13 protein-coding genes are annotated in these 18,715 nt (G+C 55.8%); 10 read left to right on the top strand and 3 right to left on the bottom strand.

Features of this window, described 5'->3' with window-relative positions; genetic code table 11:
* Positions 1 to 8: 8 nt before the first annotated feature.
* Complete coding sequence (gene fdnG / locus ACOTX3_RS12310) at positions 9 to 3,056, bottom strand: formate dehydrogenase-N subunit alpha (protein WP_161496890.1); 3,048 nt, start codon at positions 3,054 to 3,056, stop codon at positions 9 to 11.
* Positions 3,057 to 3,277: 221 nt separating this feature from the next.
* Here fdnG and yddG point away from each other — a divergent pair, with 221 nt between their 5' ends.
* From yddG to ACOTX3_RS12295, 3 genes are all read left to right on the top strand, one after another.
* Positions 3,278 to 4,156 (top strand): aromatic amino acid DMT transporter YddG, encoded by an 879-nt coding sequence (gene yddG / locus ACOTX3_RS12305; protein WP_040022630.1) that lies wholly within the window; start codon positions 3,278 to 3,280, stop codon positions 4,154 to 4,156.
* Positions 4,157 to 4,781: 625 nt separating this feature from the next.
* Entirely contained in the window at positions 4,782 to 5,855 is a 1,074-nt protein-coding gene (gene ompC / locus ACOTX3_RS12300) for a porin OmpC (protein ID WP_013096520.1), read from the top strand.
* 139 nt (positions 5,856 to 5,994) lie between these two features.
* Positions 5,995 to 6,531, top strand: a complete 537-nt coding sequence (locus ACOTX3_RS12295; protein ID WP_040022632.1) for a dihydrofolate reductase family protein — start codon at positions 5,995 to 5,997, stop codon at positions 6,529 to 6,531.
* A 62-nt stretch (positions 6,532 to 6,593) separates the two neighbouring features.
* On the opposite strand, the gene ACOTX3_RS12290 is transcribed toward ACOTX3_RS12295, so the two are convergent.
* Positions 6,594 to 8,081: an MFS transporter gene (locus ACOTX3_RS12290; RefSeq protein WP_045903025.1), complete on the bottom strand. Its 1,488-nt coding sequence runs from the start codon at positions 8,079 to 8,081 to the stop codon at positions 6,594 to 6,596.
* Between the two features lie 116 nt (positions 8,082 to 8,197).
* Between ACOTX3_RS12290 and ACOTX3_RS12285 the strand changes: the two genes are divergently transcribed.
* The 6 genes from ACOTX3_RS12285 to narI all read left to right on the top strand — a co-directional run bounded on the left by ACOTX3_RS12285 (position 8,198) and on the right by narI (position 17,075).
* Positions 8,198 to 8,773 (top strand): TetR family transcriptional regulator, encoded by a 576-nt coding sequence (locus ACOTX3_RS12285; RefSeq protein WP_045294179.1) that lies wholly within the window; start codon positions 8,198 to 8,200, stop codon positions 8,771 to 8,773.
* 207 nt (positions 8,774 to 8,980) lie between these two features.
* Positions 8,981 to 10,360 (top strand): NarK family nitrate/nitrite MFS transporter, encoded by a 1,380-nt coding sequence (locus ACOTX3_RS12280; RefSeq protein WP_058678654.1) that lies wholly within the window; start codon positions 8,981 to 8,983, stop codon positions 10,358 to 10,360.
* Between the two features lie 73 nt (positions 10,361 to 10,433).
* On the top strand, positions 10,434 to 14,162 hold the full coding sequence (locus ACOTX3_RS12275) for a nitrate reductase subunit alpha (protein ID WP_127869041.1): 3,729 nt from the start codon (positions 10,434 to 10,436) through the stop codon (positions 14,160 to 14,162).
* Positions 14,159 to 15,703 (top strand): nitrate reductase subunit beta, encoded by a 1,545-nt coding sequence (narH, locus tag ACOTX3_RS12270; protein ID WP_029883343.1) that lies wholly within the window; start codon positions 14,159 to 14,161, stop codon positions 15,701 to 15,703. The genes ACOTX3_RS12275 and narH overlap by 4 nt, the downstream gene beginning before the upstream one ends.
* On the top strand, positions 15,703 to 16,398 hold the full coding sequence (gene narW, locus ACOTX3_RS12265; RefSeq protein ID WP_013096513.1) for a nitrate reductase molybdenum cofactor assembly chaperone: 696 nt from the start codon (positions 15,703 to 15,705) through the stop codon (positions 16,396 to 16,398). The genes narH and narW overlap by 1 nt, the downstream gene beginning before the upstream one ends.
* Complete coding sequence (narI, locus tag ACOTX3_RS12260; RefSeq protein ID WP_014883923.1) at positions 16,395 to 17,075, top strand: respiratory nitrate reductase subunit gamma; 681 nt, start codon at positions 16,395 to 16,397, stop codon at positions 17,073 to 17,075. The genes narW and narI overlap by 4 nt, the downstream gene beginning before the upstream one ends.
* Before the next feature lie 79 nt (positions 17,076 to 17,154).
* On the opposite strand, the gene nhoA is transcribed toward narI, so the two are convergent.
* Positions 17,155 to 18,000, bottom strand: coding sequence for an N-hydroxyarylamine O-acetyltransferase (gene nhoA, locus ACOTX3_RS12255; protein ID WP_127869040.1), 846 nt, complete (start codon positions 17,998 to 18,000; stop codon positions 17,155 to 17,157).
* Between the two features lie 108 nt (positions 18,001 to 18,108).
* On the opposite strand from nhoA, the gene ACOTX3_RS12250 reads away from it, so the two are divergent.
* The gene (locus tag ACOTX3_RS12250) at positions 18,109 to 18,681 is read left to right on the top strand and encodes a flavin reductase family protein (RefSeq protein ID WP_058678652.1); all 573 of its coding nucleotides are present in this window, start codon (positions 18,109 to 18,111) and stop codon (positions 18,679 to 18,681) included.
* Positions 18,682 to 18,715: the final 34 nt, after the last annotated feature.

Raw genomic sequence — 18,715 nt, 5'->3', positions numbered from 1 at the left:
CTCGCTCCTTACGCTTTCTCGATGTTGACCAGAAACGCCTTGTACTCCGGCGTTTGCGAGTTGGAATCGCCAACGTTTGGCGTCAGGGTATTGGCGAGATAGCCTTTCTGCGCCACACCTTCAAAGCCCCAGTGCAGAGGGATACCCACGGTTTCCACCTGCTGACCATTCACGTTCAACGTCTGCAGACGACGAGTGACCACCGCAACCGCACGGATAAAGCCACGTTTGCTGCTCACCGTCACGCGATCGCCATTGGCAATCCCTTTCGCTTTCGCCAGCGTTTCGCTTATCTCCACAAACTGTTCCGGCTGCGCGATGGCGTTAAGCCGCGCATGCTTGGTCCAGGTGTGGAAATGCTCCGTCAGGCGATAGGTGGTTCCCACATACGGGAATTTGTCCTTTTTGCCTAAACGCAACACGTCGTCAGCGTAGATACGCACGACAGGACTGGAGATAACATTTGGGTGTAGCGGGTTCGTGCCGAGCGGCGTTTCCATCGGCTCGTAGTGTTCCGGGAATGGCCCCTCTGCCAGCTTGTCGAGGGCAAACAGGCGTCCCAGCCCCTCCGGCTGCATAATAAACGGCCCGGTCTCACTGCCCGGTGGCGCGGTGTTGAAGTCAGGAATATCATTCCCCGCCCATTTCGCGCCGTTCCACGCGATCAGCATCCGTTTCGGATCCCACGGTTTACCGTTGATATCCGCCGACGCACGGTTGTACAGCACCCGACGGTTTAGCGGCCATGCCCAGGCCCAGCCCAGCGTATTGCCCAACCCGGACGGGTCAGCGTTATCGCGATTGGCCATCTGGTTGCCCTGCTCGGTCCAGCTGCCGGTGTAGATCCAGCAGGACGACGCGGTGGAACCATCATCGCGCAGGAGCGCAAAGCTGTTCAGCAGCTGGCCTTTCTTCGCCACCAGATTACCGTTGGCGTCATAGAGTTCGGCCAGCGCCACGCCGTTGTTCTCTTTGGCCACCTCTTCGGATTCAGGGTGATCCGGTTGCTTATAGTTCCAGCTCATCTTCAGCAACGGTTCAGCGCCTTTGCCACCTTCAGTGCGGTACATCTCACGCAGGCGATGGTAAATCCCTGCCAGAATTTCACCGTCATTACGCGCTTCACCCGGCGCATCCTGCCCCTTCCAGTGCCACTGTAACCAGCGACCGGAGTTGGCGATCGAACCGTCTTCCTCGGCAAAACAGGTAGACGGCAAGCGGAAGACCTCGGTCTGAATTGATGCGGGATCCACATCGTTCATCTCGCCGTGGTTCTGCCAGAAGTTAGACGTTTCCGTCACCAGCGGATCGATAACGACCATGTACTTCAGCTTGCTCAGGCTGCGAACCACTTTGTTTTTGTCCGGGAAGGACGCTACCGGGTTAAAGCCCTGGCAGATATAGCCCGTAACATTGCCCTTATCCATCATGTTGAAATACTTGATGACGTCGTAGGTCTGGTCCCATTTCGGCAGCCACTCAAAGCCCCAGTCGTTCTCTTTCTGCGCCGCATCGCCATAAAACGATTTCATCAGGCTGACGTAGAACTTCGGATAGTTGCTCCAGTAGTTCACCTGCTCCGTACGCGTCGCTTTTGGCGTATTCGCCGTGAGATAGGTTTGCAGATCGGCCTGTTTTTCCGACGGCAGCGTCAGGTAACCTGGCAGGCTGGTCGAGAGTAAACCCAGATCGGTTAAGCCCTGGATGTTGGAGTGACCGCGCAAGGCATTTACCCCGCCTCCCGCCATACCCATATTGCCGAGCAGCAGCTGAATCATCGCCATGGTGCGGATGTTCTGCGCACCAACGGTGTGCTGCGTCCAGCCCAGCGCGTACAGGAACGTGGTGGTTCTGTCGGCGGCACTGGTAGAGGCCAGCACCTCACACACTTTCAGGAAGTCGGCTTTTGGCGTACCGCAGATGTTTTCTACTACGTCCGGCGTATAGCGGGAAACGTGCTGTTTCAGCAAGTTCCACACGCAGCGTGGATGACTCAGGGTTTCATCGCGTCTGGCATAGCCGTTTTCATCGAACTGATAGTTCCAGGACGATTTATCGTACTGACGTTTGTCCGCGTCATAGCCGCTGAACAGCCCCTCATCGAAGGCAAAATCATCCCGCACCAGCAGGCTGGCGTTGGTGTAGTGTTTTACGTACTCCGCGTTGATTTTATTGTTTTCAATCAGATAGAGCAGCACGCCCGACAGGAACGTAATGTCCGTACCGGAGCGGATCGGTGCATAGATATCGGCCACCGATGCCGTACGCGTAAAGCGCGGATCGACGACGATAAGCGTCGCATCGTTATTGTTTTTCGCTTCCATCGCCCAGCGGAACCCCACCGGATGGGCCTCAGCGGCGTTGCCACCCATCACCATCACGACGTTGGCGTTTTTGATATCAACCCAGTGGTTGGTCATCGCACCGCGACCAAATGTTGGAGCAAGACTTGCTACCGTTGGTCCGTGTCAGACGCGCGCCTGGTTATCAACCGCCAGCATCCCGAGGGAGCGAACAAATTTTTGCGTTAGCATGCCGGTTTCATTGCTGGCCGCCGAGGCGCACAGCATGCCGGTAGAGAGCCAACGGTTCACCGTCACGCCCTGCGCATTCTTCTCAATGAAGTTGGCGTCGCGGTCGGCTTTCATCAGTCTGGCAATCCGGGAGAAGGCTTCATCCCAGGAAATACGCTGCCATTTGTCGGAACCCGGCGCGCGGTATTCCGGGTAGCGCAGACGGTTATCGCTGTGAACGTAGTCCAGCAGTCCCGCCCCTTTCGGGCAGAGTGCCCCACGGCTCACCGGATGGTCTGGATCCCCTTCAATATGATAAATGGCCTCTCTGGCGTTCTTCGCGCCATCGCCCAGGCTATACATTAAAAGCCCACAACCCACGGAGCAGTATGTGCAGGTGTTACGGATCTCTTTGGCACGCAGCAGTTTATAGTTGCGCGCCTGAGCCAGCGCCATTTTGGGAGCGAATCCCAGCATCGCGGCTGTTGTTCCGGCCATACCGCCCGCGCAGATTTTGAAAAATTGTCTGCGGCTGACGTCCATTGTTGTCCTCATTTACGGATAAGACTTCGCGCCGCAAACTAACAGCAAAGTCCCTGTTTTTTTTGCGTCAAATCAAGGTCGCCGGTGTTCGCCCCCTTAATAGTCAGCCATCTCGCATTTAAATACCTCTTTTTGATTAACGGCTTAAGAGAATAATTCGCGACCGGGGCGCGATCGGTGCTATAAGTTTTGCCTTTGGTTTTGAGAGTAATGGCAAGGGTATGGACAGAAAAAGAGCAACGCTGATTGGGCTGGCAGCAATCTTGTTATGGAGCACCATGGTGGGGCTCATTCGCAGCGTGAGTGAAGGGCTTGGGCCTGTGGGGGGTGCCGCCATGATCTATACCGTCAGCGGCTTACTCTGTCTGGTGACGGTAGGATTTCCTCAAATCCGGCGCTTCACTCCCGGCTATCTTATTGCCGGCAGCCTCCTGTTTGTGAGCTACGAAATTTGTCTGGCGCTGTCGTTAGGGTATGCGGCTACGCGTTCACAGGCGATTGAAGTCGGCATGGTGAATTATCTCTGGCCAAGTCTGACCATTGTGTTTGCCATTTTGTTTAACGGACAGAAATCGTCCCTGTGGGTGATCCCCGGATTAGCCCTCTCTTTACTCGGTGTGTGCTGGGTATTGGGCGGCGAACAGGGATTGCAGGTGAATGAGATTATCCGCAATGTTGTCTCCAGCCCCCTCAGCTATGCCCTTGCATTTGCCGGCGCGTTTATCTGGGCGGCGTACTGCACGGTAACCAGTAAATATGCCAAAGGACAAAACGGGATCACGCTCTTTGTGTTGCTTACCGCGCTGAGTTTGTGGGTGAAATATGCCCTAAGCGATCAACCGGAAATGGTGTTCAGCGTTCCGGTGGTGGTGAAATTACTCATGTGCGGCGTCGCACTGGGGCTGGGCTATGCGTCGTGGAATATTGGGATCCTTCACGGTAACGTCACGGTGCTGGCAGCCGTGTCCTATTTTACCCCGGTCTTATCCGCTGCGCTGGCGGCGCTGTTGTTGAGCGCCCCACTGTCCTTCTCATTCTGGCAAGGCGCCATCATGGTCTGTATGGGCTCTCTGCTGTGCTGGTACGCCACACGAAAATAATCTTTTCCTGATGCCGGGTTAATTACAACCCGGCCACATAATTAACATAAATTTAAAATGTGATCGCCCATTCACTCTTTAGCAAAATAATAGAAAGCGGTTTAGTTTCTGTTTATATTAACTCTCGTTCGTAAAGATATGGCGCGCAAATTGACATAAACTGACACCGGAACGTAATAACTGCATAGCAAACAGTCACGTCAGAAAAAGCATAAAATAATATAATTCACCGCAAAACATTCACTTCACACATCGAGATCAACGTGCGATTAATCTTATAAGTCACTGATTTTAATGAATGTAAATTTCAGCAATGATTGCAAAAGCACGGAAAAAACGATAATTAACACCATGAAATAAAAATGGTAATAATTATATTCCCCGCAACGAAAATGGCGGTAAAACGCGCACAAAATGCATAATTTTCAGGCAATTTATTCCTTAAAGCTGAAATTTACCCGATCACGATCACACTAATTGAAATTATCTTTAATATTTTGAAACTTATTATTGAAAGCAGGCTACAAGATTTTTAAAAATAGCTTGCCATTGACGAACAGCCTCGTTTGGAAATCGTTCGAAGTGGTTCAGGAAATACCCAAGAAAATTATAAGGAATATTTAAGATGAAACTTAAATTAGTTGCAGTGGCGGTCACTTCCATGTTGGCAGCAGGCGTTGTAAACGCGGCTGAAGTTTTTAACAAAGACGGTAACAAGCTGGATCTGTACGGTAAAGTCACAGGTCTGCACTATTTTTCTGATGATACTGACAACGACGGCGACAAAACCTACGTTCGTCTGGGCTTCAAAGGCGAAACTCAGATCAATGACCAGATGACCGGTTATGGCCAGTGGGAATATGAGTTCAAGGGCAACCGCTCTGAATCCCAGGGTGCTGACGGTAACAAAACGCGTCTGGCGTTCGCAGGTCTGAAATTCAACGAATTCGGTTCCTTCGACTACGGCCGTAACTACGGCGTGGCGTACGACATCGGCGCATGGACTGACGTTCTGCCAGAATTCGGTGGCGATACCTGGACCCAGACTGATGGCTTTATGACTGGCCGTACAACTGGCGTAGCGACTTACCGTAACACCGACTTCTTCGGTCTGGTTGACGGTCTGAACGTTGCCGCTCAGTACCAGGGTAAAAACGACCGTAACGACATCACCGAATCTAACGGTGACGGCTGGGGTCTCTCTTCTACCTATGAATTCGACGGCTTCGCAGCGGGTGCAACCTACGCGAAATCTGACCGTACTGACCGTCAGGTTCGTGCAGCAAGCGACCTGAACGCAGGTGGCGAGAACGCAGAAGTATGGGCAGCCGGTCTGAAGTACGATGCGAACAACATCTACCTGGCAACCACCTACTCTGAAACCCGTAACATGACGGCTTTCGGTGACGGTCACGTTGCAAACAAAGCACAGAACTTCGAAGTTGTGGCTCAGTACCAGTTCGACTTCGGTCTGCGTCCGTCCATCGCTTACCTGAAATCCAAAGGTAAAGACATCGGTTCTTACGGCGACCAGGATCTGGTGGAATACGTTGACGTTGGCGCGAGCTACTACTTCAACAAAAACATGTCCACCTATGTTGATTACAAAATCAACCTGCTGGACGACAATGCGTTCACCAAAGACGCTAAAATCGCTACCGACAATATCGTTGCTGTAGGTCTGACCTACCAGTTCTAAGATTTGTCACACCAGAAAGCCAGCCCCTGCGGCTGGCTTTTTTTTGCCCCTCTGCTCGCTCCCCTGATCGTCATCCCCCGGTTCCGGTATACTGCTCTCGTCACTGTCCTAACGTCACAGCCTGAACAGGGAGCCTTCGATGATTACCACCCACGTTTTTATCGCCGTCAGTCTTGATGGCTACATTGCCCGCCAGGATGGCGATATCGGCTGGCTACTCCAGCGCGATGATCCAACGGAAGATCATGGTTATGATGCGTTCATTGCCGACAAAGACTGGATTGTGATGGGCCGGGGAAGCTATGAGAAAGTGCTGACCTTTGACCAATGGCCCTATAACCGCCCCGTGCTGGTGCTCTCCAGTCAGCTGGCTGACACCGAGGTGCCCGAGCCGCTGAAAGGTAAAGTGCAGTTCTCCCGCTGTACCCCAAAGGAAGCGCTTGATGAGCTGGCGGTGCAGAACGCACACCGCATCTATTTAGATGGCGGACAGGTGATCCAGTCGTTTCTGCGCGAAGGACTGGTGGCCGATATGGTTATCACCACCGTTCCTGTCCTGATCGGCTCAGGCAAGCCGCTGTTCGGTTCGCTGCCCCGGGATATCGATTTGACGCTTTTATCCACCCGCAGCTTTCCGTCGGGTCTGGTGCAGTCGCACTATCGGCTGACGCGATAACGACACCGCGCCGCTGCAGCAGGAGTGAATAGCCCGAAGGTGCAGCGCCTTCGGGCTTGCATTTACTGTTGCGGCGCGTTCGCCAGGCTAAACCAAATCCCAATCGCCAGCAGCAATAACATCCCACCGGCGCTGCCTAACGCCACGCTGTGCGACGTGATAAACGCCGTTTTTGCCGCCTCAATGACGGTTTCACCGAGCGCCGGACTGAGATCCTGCGCGACCTTCATCGCTTCGCCAATGGATGACGAGGCTTTATCAGCCAGCGTTGAAGGTAAGCCCCGCGGTAGTTCAATCGACGCCGAGAAGCTGCGGGTCAGCAACAGACCAAATATCGCGATCCCCAGCCCTGCGCCCAGTTCGTAGGACATGGTTTCAATCGCCCCGGCAGCGGCGGCTTTCTCTTTCGGCGCCGCCGCCATGATTGCCGAGGTGGAGGCCAGCAGCGCACTCGCGGCACTGAAGCCAAGCAGCACCATCAGGCACCACGCCTGCCACTGCTGCGTGCTGAAGTCGAGCATCGACAGGCCAATAAAGCTGACGGCGCTCAGCCCCATTCCGCCTGCCGCTACCATGCGCAGCCCCAGACGACCAACCAGTATCCCGGCAATCGGGCCGCTGAACCCGCTGGCGACCATGAGCGGCAGCATGAACATGCCCGCTTCAAACGGGGTAAAGCCATGCACAAACTGCAGCTCCTGAGCCATCAACAATTCATACCCCACCAGGGCGATCATGGCGGTCATCGCCATCACCACCCCGCTTAAAATGATGCGATGGCAAAACAGGCGCATGTCGATCATCGGCACGCGGGCGCGAAGCTGAATACGCACGAAGATAAACAGCAATACCGCGCCGGTGAGCAGTGTACAGGCCACCAGCCATGGAGAAAGCCCGCCTTTCAGCGCGGTTTTGGCGCTATAGACCAGCAGCAAAATTGCCACAATCAGCATGACGGCATGGCTAATATTCAGCGGCTGCTCTGGGCGCCCTTGCTGACGCGGAACATAGACAGCGGCCAGCGACACCACCACCAGCACAATCGGCACGTTGATCAAAAAGACCGATCCCCAGTAAAAATGCTCCAGCAGCATACCGCCAATCAGCGGACCAAACGCCGCCCCGCCGGACCCGACCGCGGCCCAGACGCCAAGCGCGATGTTGCGATCTCGCGCGTTAATAAACAAGGTGCGTATACCCGCAAGGGTTGCCGGTATGATCATTGCCGCGCCAATTGCCAGCGAGGCGCGCGCGGCAATCAGCCAGCCCGCAGAGGGGGCAAAGGCCGCCGCCAGCGATGACAGGCCAAACAGCGTGCTGCCAAGCATCAGCAGCCGTTTAAAACCGATGCGGTCGCCGAGCGCGCCCATTGGCAACACCATACCCGCCATCACCAGCGAGTAGATATCGATGATCCACAATAATTCGTTACCGCTGGCGCCCAGCGTCATGCTCAATGTCGGCGCCGCCACGTGCAGCACCGTCGCGTCAATCGCCACCGGGATATACACCAGCACGATAATCACTAACGCTAACCACTGACGAAACATAAATTTCCTTTTTATATAAAAATGGACACATGTCCAGGATGCGATCCTACGGAATGTTGAACACTTGTCCAGCTCTTTGTTACACTCGTTTCATTGCTATTTAAGAGTGAGAGAAAATGGGTTATCTGACCAGGGATGAAAGACGGGAAGAGATCTTACAGGCCGCCATGCGCGTGGCGCTGGCCGAGGGATTTTCCGCCATGACGGTGCGCCGCATCGCCTCCGAAGCCGGTGTCGCAACCGGGCAAGTGCATCACCATTTCACCTCCGGCGGTGAGTTAAAATCGCTGGCCTTTATCCGGCTGATCCGCGAACTGCTGGATGCGGATGTGCTCGGGGAACACGCCAGCTGGCGGGCACGTTTACATGCCATGCTCGGCAGCGATGACGGCAGGTTTGAACCCTACATTCGCCTCTGGCGAGAAGCGCAAATCCTCGCAACCCGCGACGCAGAGATCAAAGGCGCGTATGTGCTGACAATGGAGATGTGGCATCAGGAAACGGTTGCCCTTATTGAAGCTGGCAGGAATGCAGGCGTATTCCGTTCCGGTGACCCGGCAGCAAGTATTGCCTGGCGTTTAATTGGCCTGGTGTGTGGCCTTGACGGCATATATCTATTAAACATGCCTGAAATGGATGACGCTGCGTTTAATAATCATCTTGATAAATTAATTTCTCTGGAGTTGTTTTAATACTCCCATCTGAGTAATTAAATCCCACCGTTACAATTAGTAACACATTAGGCGAACCCCTATTTCATTTCCAAACTCTGGGGTTCGCTTTTTTATCTATCCTTTCAGATGTATCTCAATACTTCCAATAACCACAATACCAGACCTTCTCATATCTAGCTGTTTTTACTTATTTTTTATCTTCATTTGGGTAAGCAAGAGGGCGATATGTCACAACAAAGTGAGAAAAGTCATCACCATCTTTTAAGTAACTGGAAACCGGAAAATCCGCAATTCTGGGAGAATAAAGGCAAACATATCGCGCGAAGAAACCTATGGATTTCTGTGGCTTGCCTGCTATTGGCCTTTTGCGTCTGGATGTTATTTAGTGCCATTGCGGTTAACCTCAATAAAGTCGGATTTAATTTCACTACCGATCAGCTTTTTATGCTAACGGCATTACCTTCTCTCTCCGGCGCAATATTGCGTGTCCCCTACTCTTTTATGGTGCCGATATTTGGCGGACGTAACTGGACAGTATTGAGCACCGTGATCCTGATTATCCCCTGCGTCTGGCTGGGGATTGCCATTCAGAACACCGCGACGCCTTACTGGGTCTTTATCGTCATTGCCCTGCTCTGCGGATTTGCGGGCGCTAACTTTGCCTCCAGCATGGGGAATATCAGCTTTTTCTTCCCGAAATCCAGACAGGGTAGCGCGCTGGGAATCAACGGCGGGCTGGGAAACCTGGGCGTCAGCGTGATGCAGTTGATCGCGCCACTGGTCATTTTTCTGCCGATGTTCACCTTTCTGGGGGTAAACGGTGTGCCTCTGGAGGACGGGTCCACCATGTGGCTGGCGAATGCCGCCTGGATCTGGGCTCCGCTTCTGCTGCTGGCCACCATTGCGGCGTTTATTGGCATGAACGATATCGCCAGCTCAAAAGCCTCTATCGCCAGCCAGCTTCCGGTGCTTAAGCGGTTTCATCTCTGGCTGCTGAGCCTGCTCTATCTGGCGACCTTCGGCTCGTTTATCGGTTTCTCGGCAGGCTTTGCCATGCTGTCGAAAACCCAGTTTCCGGACGTTAACATTCTTCACCTTGCCTTCTTTGGCCCCCTGATTGGTGCGCTGGCGCGTTCAGCGGGCGGGATGATCTCCGACAGGCTGGGCGGCGTGCGCGTCACGCTCATCAACTTTGTCTTTATGGCCATCTTTAGCGCCCTGATCTTCCTGACCCTGCCCGGCTCGGGCTCCGGCAGCTTTGTCGCGTTTTATCTGGTCTTTATGGGGTTGTTCCTCACCGCCGGGCTGGGCAGCGGCTCAACCTTCCAGATGATTGCGATTATCTTTCGCCAAATCACCATTGACCGGGTGAGAAAGCAAGGTGGCACCGATGAACAGGCGCAGCATGAAGCCGTGACAGACACCGCTGCCGCGCTGGGCTTTATTTCCGCCATTGGCGCAGTAGGCGGATTTTTTATCCCTAAAGCCTTCGGCACCTCGCTGGCAATGACCGGATCGCCGGTCGGCGCCATGAAAGTCTTCCTCGTGTTTTACATCGTCTGCGTGCTCGTCACCTGGCTGGTGTACGGCCGTAAATCCTCATAAAAATAATAACTACATCTTCGCCGGAGCGTGATGCAGCACCCTCCGGCCATGCTATCGAAGCAGGAGAAATGTCATGAGCAAACTGCTGGACCGCTTTCGTTACTTCAAAACAAAAGGCGACAGTTTCGCCGATGGGCACGGGCAGGTGTATCACACCAACCGGGACTGGGAAGACAGCTACCGCCAGCGCTGGCAGTTCGACAAGATTGTGCGCTCTACCCACGGCGTGAACTGTACCGGCTCCTGCAGCTGGAAGATTTATGTCAAAAACGGACTGGTGACCTGGGAAACCCAGCAGACCGATTACCCCCGCACTCGCCCGGACCTGCCTAACCATGAGCCACGCGGTTGCCCACGCGGCGCAAGCTACTCCTGGTACCTCTACAGCGCCAACCGCCTCAAATATCCGCTGGTGCGCCGCAGGCTGATTGAACTCTGGCGCGAGGCGCTGGCGCAGCACAGCGACCCGGTACTCGCCTGGGATGCCATTCAAAACGATCCGCAAAAAGCGCAGAGCTACCGACAGGCACGCGGTAAAGGCGGGTTTATCCGCTCGAACTGGAAAGAGTTGAACCAGCTGATTGCCGCCGCCAACGTCTGGACCATCAAAAATTATGGCCCGGACCGCGTGGCCGGTTTCTCGCCTATTCCGGCGATGTCGATGGTCTCTTACGCTGCCGGTACGCGCTATCTCTCTCTGCTCGGCGGTACCTGCCTGAGTTTCTATGACTGGTATTGCGACCTGCCTCCCGCCTCGCCCATGACCTGGGGCGAGCAGACCGACGTGCCGGAGTCCGCCGACTGGTACAACTCCAGCTATATCATCGCCTGGGGCTCTAACGTTCCCCAGACGCGCACCCCCGACGCCCATTTCTTTACCGAGGTTCGTTACAAAGGGACCAAAACCGTTGCCATCACGCCGGACTTCTCAGAAGTTGCCAAACTGAGCGACCAGTGGCTCGCCCCCAAACAGGGGACCGACAGCGCGCTGGCGATGGCCATGGGACATGTGATCCTCAAAGAGTTCCACCTCGATAACCCAAGCGACTACTTCCTCAACTACTGCCGCCGCTACACCGACATGCCGATGCTGGTTCTGCTGGATGAGCAGGCCGATGGTCGTCTGGTGCCGGGACGCATGCTGCGGGCGTCCGACCTTGTTGACGGGCTGGGCGAAGCCAACAACCCGGAGTGGAAAACCGTCGCCTTTGATATTGCCGGTAATCTGGTGGTTCCTAACGGTTCCATTGGCTTCCGCTGGGGCGAGAACCTGGAATCGCTGGCTGCGGGTCAGGAAACGGAGTTGACCCTTTCCCTGCTGATCACCCACGACAGCGTGGCGGATGTCGCCTTCCCCTACTTTGGCGGTAATGAGAACCCGCATTTTCGCAGCGTGAAGCAGGAGCCGGTGCTGACCCGCCGCGTACCGAGTAAAACCCTGACGCTTGCCGACGGCAGCCAGAAACATGTGGTCAGCGTGTACGATCTGGTGCTCGCCAACTACGGTCTCGATCGTGGTCTGGAAGACAGTAACGCGGCTGAAAATTATGGTGAGATCAAAGCGTATACACCGGCCTGGGGCGAACAGATCACCGGTGTCCCCGCGTATCTGATTGAAAAAATTGCCCGTGAGTTTGCCGACACGGCGCACAAAACGCATGGACGCTCGATGATCATTCTCGGTGCCGGGGTAAACCACTGGTACCACATGGACATGAACTACCGGGGCATGATCAACATGCTGGTCTTCTGCGGCTGCGTAGGCCAAAGCGGTGGTGGCTGGTCGCACTACGTGGGCCAGGAGAAGCTGCGTCCGCAAACCGGCTGGCTGCCGCTGGCCTTCGCGCTGGACTGGAACCGCCCGCCGCGCCAGATGAACAGCACCTCGTTCTTTTACAACCACGCCAGCCAGTGGCGCTATGAGAAGCTGACGGCGCAGGAGCTGCTTTCTCCGCTGGCGGACGCATCCCGATTCACCGGTCACCTGATCGACTTCAACGTCCGCGCCGAGCGTATGGGCTGGCTGCCGTCGGCGCCGCAGCTCAACCTCAACCCGCTGCAAATCAAAGCCCGCGCTGAGGCAGCAGGCATGACGCCGCAGGAGTACACCGTTCAGGCGTTGAAATCGGGCGATATCCGCTTCGCCTGCGAGCAGCCCGACAGCGGTAAAAACCACCCGCGCAATCTGTTTGTCTGGCGCTCGAACCTGCTTGGCTCCTCCGGCAAAGGCCACGAGTACATGCTCAAGTATTTGCTCGGCACCGAAAGCGGGATACAAGGAGAAGATTTAGGCTCGACCGATGACGTGAAGCCTGAAGAGGTCGACTGGCAGACTAACGCCATTGAGGGCAAACTCGACCTGCTGGTCACGCTTGACTTCCGTATGTCCAGCACCTGCCTGTTCTCTGACATCGTCCTGCCCACCGCCACCTGGTATGAAAAGGACGACATGAACACCTCCGACATGCATCCGTTTATTCATCCGCTGTCTGCCGCCGTCGACCCGGCGTGGGAATCGCGCAGCGACTGGGAGATTTACAAAGGCATCGCCAAAGTTTTCTCTGACGTGTGCGTCGGCCATCTTGGTACGGAAACGGACGTCGTGTTGCAGCCTCTGCAGCACGACTCCCCGGCGGAACTGTCCCAGCCGTTTGATATTCAGGACTGGCGCAAAGGCGAATGCGATTTGATCCCCGGCAAAACCGCGCCGAACATTGCGGTCGTCGAGCGTAACTACCCGGAAACCTGGGAGCGCTTTACCTCCCTCGGCCCCTTGCTGGACAAGCTCGGCAACGGCGGGAAAGGGATCTCGTGGAACACGCAAAACGAGGTCGAGTTCCTCGGCAAGCTGAACTACGTCAAGCTCGACGGTCCGGCGAAAGGCCGTCCGCGTATCGAGACGGCCATTGATGCCGCCGAAGTGATCCTTGCGCTGGCACCGGAAACCAACGGTCAGGTGGCGGTGAAGGCGTGGGAAGCGCTGGGCGAACTGACCGGACGCGACCACACCCACCTGGCGCTGAATAAAGAAGATGAAAAAATCCGCTTCCGCGATATTCAGGCGCAGCCGCGTAAAATCATCTCCAGCCCGACCTGGTCCGGTCTGGAAAGCGAGCATGTCTCCTACAACGCGGGTTATACCAACGTTCACGAGCTGATCCCGTGGCGCACCCTCTCCGGCCGTCAGCAACTGTATCAGGATCACCCGTGGATGCGTGCCTTCGGCGAAAGTCTGGTGGCTTACCGTCCGCCGATTGATACCCGCAGCGTCAGCCATATGCGCGAGATCCCGCCGAACGGCTTCCCGGAAAAAGCGCTCAACTTCCTGACGCCGCACCAGAAATGGGGCATCCACTCTACCTACAGTGAAAACCTGCTGATGCAGACTCTGTCGCGCGGCGGGCCGATTGTCTGGATCAGTGAAACCGACGCGCGTGAGCTGGGCATTGAGGACAACGACTGGATTGAAGCCTTCAACGCCAACGGCGCCCTCACCGCCCGCGCGGTGGTCAGCCAGCGCGTGCCACCGGGTATGACCATGATGTACCACGCCCAGGAGCGCATTCTTAACATTCCGGGTTCCGAGGTGACCGGACGGCGCGGCGGTATTCATAACTCGGTGACCCGCGTCTGCCCGAAACCGACGCACATGATTGGCGGTTACGCGCAGCTGGCGTACAGCTTCAACTATTACGGTACCGTTGGCTCCAACCGCGACGAGTTCATCATGATCCGCAAAATGAAAAACATTAACTGGCTGGATGGCGAAGGTCGGGATCAGGTACAGGAGACAAAAAAATGAAAATACGTTCACAGGTTGGCATGGTACTGAATCTCGATAAATGCATTGGCTGCCACACCTGCTCGGTCACCTGTAAAAACGTCTGGACCGGGCGTGAAGGGATGGAGTATGCATGGTTTAACAACGTCGAAACCAAACCGGGGATCGGCTACCCGAAAAACTGGGAAGACCAGGAGGAGTGGCAAGGCGGCTGGATCCGCGGTATTCACGGTAAGCTGACGCCGCGCCTCGGCGGCAAAATGGGCGTGCTGTCGAAAATATTTTCTAACCCCGTCCTGCCGCAGATTGACGATTATTATGAGCCTTTCACCTTCGATTATCAGGATCTGCACCGCGCGCCGGAGGGGGATCACCTCCCTACCGCCCGTCCGCGTTCGCTGATTGACGGCAAGCGGATGGATAAAATCGTCTGGGGACCCAACTGGGAGGAGCTGCTGGGCGGCGAATTCGAAAAACGCGCCCGCGACCGTAACTTCCAGAAGATCCAGAAAGAGATGTACGGCCAGTTTGAAAACACCTTCATGATGTACCTGCCGCGCCTGTGCGAGCACTGCCTGAACCCAAGCTGCGTCGCCACCTGCCCGAGCGGCGCCATTTACAAGCGCGAAGAGGACGGCATTGTGCTGATTGACCAGGACAAATGCCGCGGCTGGCGTCTGTGCATCAGCGGTTGTCCGTACAAAAAGATCTACTTCAACTGGAAGAGCGGCAAGTCAGAAAAATGCATCTTCTGCTACCCGCGCATTGAATCCGGCCAGCCGACCGTCTGCTCGGAAACCTGCGTCGGGCGCATCCGCTATCTCGGCGTGCTGCTGTATGACGCGGACCGTATTGAGGAGGCCGCCAGCACCGAGCATGAAACCGATCTCTACGAACGCCAGTGCGACGTGTTCCTCAACCCGAACGACCCGGCGGTGATTGAAGAAGCGCTGAAACAGGGCATTCCGCAGAACGTGATTGATGCGGCCCAGCGCTCCCCGGTCTACAAAATGGCGATGGACTGGAAGCTGGCCCTGCCGCTGCACCCGGAATACCGCACCCTGCCGATGGTCTGGTATGTGCCGCCGCTGTCACCGATCCAGTCCTACGCTGACGCAGGCGGCCTGCCGCAGAGCGACGGCGTCCTGCCTGCCGTGGAGAGCCTGCGCATTCCCGTGCAGTATCTGGCGAACATGCTCAGCGCGGGGGATACCGGCCCGGTGCTGCGCGCCCTTAAACGCATGATGGCGATGCGACACTACAAGCGCTCCCAGACGGTAGAAGGCGTCACGGACACCCGTGCGATTGAGGAGGTAGGCCTTACCGTGGAACAGGTTGAAGAGATGTACCGCTATCTGGCCATCGCCAACTATGAGGATCGTTTCGTGATCCCCACCAGCCACCGTGAAATGGCGCGCGATGCCTTCCCGGAACGTAACGGCTGCGGCTTCACCTTTGGCGACGGCTGCCACGGCTCTGACACCAAATTTAACCTCTTCAACAGCAGCCGGATTGATGCCATCAACATCACCGAGGTGCGCGAACATGGGGAGGGAGAGTAATGCAGATCCTCAAAATCATCGCGCTGCTGATTGAGTATCCCGATGAGACCCTGTGGGAAAATCGCGAGGAAGCGCTTTCGCTCATTGAGCAGGACGCACCCATGCTGCTGTCGTTTGCCCGTCAGCACCTGAGCGCCCCGCTGCTGGATAAACAGGCCGAGTGGTGCGAGGTATTTGAGCGTGGCCGCGCGACCTCGCTGCTGCTGTTCGAGCATGTTCACGCTGAATCCCGCGATCGCGGTCAGGCAATGGTCGACCTGATGGGCCAGTATGAGAAAGCCGGGCTACAGCTCGACTGCCGCGAACTGCCGGACTATCTGCCGCTCTATCTGGAGTACCTCAGTATCGTTACGGACGACGAGGCGCGCGAAGGATTGCAGAACGTCGCGCCTATCCTGGCGCTGATTGGCGGGCGTCTGAAGCAGCGCGGCGTGGCGCATTATCAGCTGTTTGATGCCCTGCTGGTGTTGGCCGGAACGCGGCTTTCCAGCGACAGCGTGGCGAAACAGGTGGCCACGGAGAAACGCGATGATACCCGCCAGGCGCTGGACGCCGTATGGGAAGAGGAACAGGTCAAGTTTATCGAAGACAACGCCACATCGTGCGACAGCTCGCCGATGCAGCACTATCAACGACGCTTTAGCCAGGACGTCGCGCCGCAGTACGTAGACGTCAGCGCCGGAGGCCCAAAATGACACATTACCTGAACGTCTTTTTCTATGACATTTACCCCTACATCTGCGCCACCGTGTTTTTCCTCGGCAGCTGGTTGCGCTACGACTACGGGCAATACACCTGGCGCGCCTCATCGAGCCAGATGCTCAGCAAACGCGGTATGAACTGGGCCTCTAACCTGTTTCATATTGGGATCCTGGGGATTTTCTTCGGCCACCTGTTCGGCATGCTAACCCCGCACTGGATGTATGCCTGGTTTTTACCCGTCGCGGTTAAGCAGCAGTTAGCCATGATTGCAGGGGGGATTTGCGGCGTGCTGACGTTGATTGGCGGGTCCATGCTGCTGATTCGCCGCCTGTTCAACCAGCGGGTGCGCGCCACTTCCACCACGCCGGATATCATCATCATGAGTATCCTGCTGATACAGTGCATTCTGGGGCTATCGACCATTCCTTTCTCCGCCCAGTATCCTGACGGAAGTGAGATGATGAAGCTGGTCGGCTGGGCGCAGGGAATTGTGACGTTTAAGGGCGGCTCATCGGAAATGTTGAGTGGCGTTGCCCCCATCTTCCGCGTTCATCTGGTGCTGGGGATGACAATCTTCCTCATCTTCCCGTTCACCCGTCTGGTACATGTGTGGAGCGCGCCGTTTGAGTACTTTACCCGTCGATACCAGGTGGTGAGATCGCGCCGTTGATTTTGTCGGGTGGCGGCTGCGCCTTACCCGACCTACGTTCAAGCATCTGTCGGCCCGGTAAGGCGTAGCTGCCACCGGGCTATTTCCCGGCCTGAGGATGTGTATCAAACCCTGCCATCACCGCCGTCAGCTCCGCCAGTGAAAAACCGTGCTTCGGATCGTCAACACCCAGCCCGAAGCGCTCCTGCATCAACTGATACAGCGCCGCAGCATCGGGAAGATGGATCTGCTCCTCTACATGGCCCTTTTGCCAGTGAGTAAAGTTGAAGTTGGTCAGCGTCAGTTTGCCGCCGTCAGGCAGATGGCGGCACATCAGCAGATGATGGCGGAAATGGGACTGCGGCCAGTGCGCCGACCAGAAATTCCCCATGACGTAATCACTGAAATATTGTGTCGTCAGGTCAAAGTGGTACATCGACTGCCAGTGCTCATGGTGACGGAATTGCAGTACCCAGTCGTTCCCCTCGCTCAGCAGACGATACAGACCGTGCGGCGTCTCCTGCTCTTCGTTGGCAAGCAGACGAATCGGTGCCGTCAGCGTCTGGCCGCCAAATCCAACGTCGGCAATCCAGCGCTCGCCGTTAAGTTCGACGAGCAACAGGCGATGCGTGCGCGGCGGCATTTGCGGTGGATTCGCTAATACCACACGTCCCAGCACGCTGCGCACCGTAAACCCAACTTCGCGCAACACGCGCTCAAACAAGCCATTTTGTTCAAAGCAATACCCCCCGCGACGCGCCTTAACAAGTTTGTCGACAAGGCTTTGATCGTCGAGCTGTATTTCGCGCGGCAGAACGACATCGATATTTTCAAACGGGATCGCACAGTTGTGATGTAAATGCAGCGCGCGCAAGGTGTCGATATCAACAGTAGCCGGTTGTTTCCAGCAGATGCGGGCGAAATAGGCAGTCAGAAATGGGGACATGCATCAGTTTCCTTTAACAGTGATGTTCTGTTTATAAACTAATTTTACGCGTCCACTTTGATTTCCGTGCTTTTTCGCCATACTCATCGTTATTGATGAGGAGACCCTATGAGCCACTTTCGTCCTGTTGAATTACGTCATGCCAGCCGTCTTTTAAACCATGGTCCTACCGTGCTTATCACCAGTCGGGATGAAACCCTGGACAGGCGTAACGTTATGGCTGCCGCGTGGTCGATGCCGGTTGAGTTTGAACCACCGCGTATCGCCATTGTGGTGGATAAAAGCACTTGGTCGCGTGAACTGATTGAACGCAGCGGGCAATTTGGCATCGTCATTCCCGGCGTGTCCGCCGCCAACTGGACCTACGCGGTCGGTAGCATTAGCGGGCGCGACGAAGACAAATTCAACTGCTACGGCATCCCGGTGGTGAACGGTCCGGCACTCGGCCTGCCCGTCATTGAAGATAAATGTCTGGCGTGGATGGAGTGCCGGTTATTACCCGTTACATCTGCGGCAGAAAAGTACGATACGCTGTTCGGGGAAGTGGTTTCAGCCGCTGCCGATGAACGCGCGTTTGTCGCCGGACGCTGGCAGTTTGACGGGGATAAGCTGAATACCCTGCACCATCTGGGAGCCGGGACGTTTGTGGCGAGTGGGAAAATGGTGAAGGCGCTGGATTGATATACCCTCCCCCCATCGGGGAGAGGGTGAACGT

This window comes from Enterobacter cloacae complex sp. IR5384 (assembly GCF_049237265.1).
Lineage (GTDB): Bacteria > Pseudomonadota > Gammaproteobacteria > Enterobacterales > Enterobacteriaceae > Enterobacter > Enterobacter cloacae.
The sequence above is the reverse complement of the archived record's forward strand: the minus strand, read 5'-3'. Positions and strand labels throughout refer to the sequence as shown.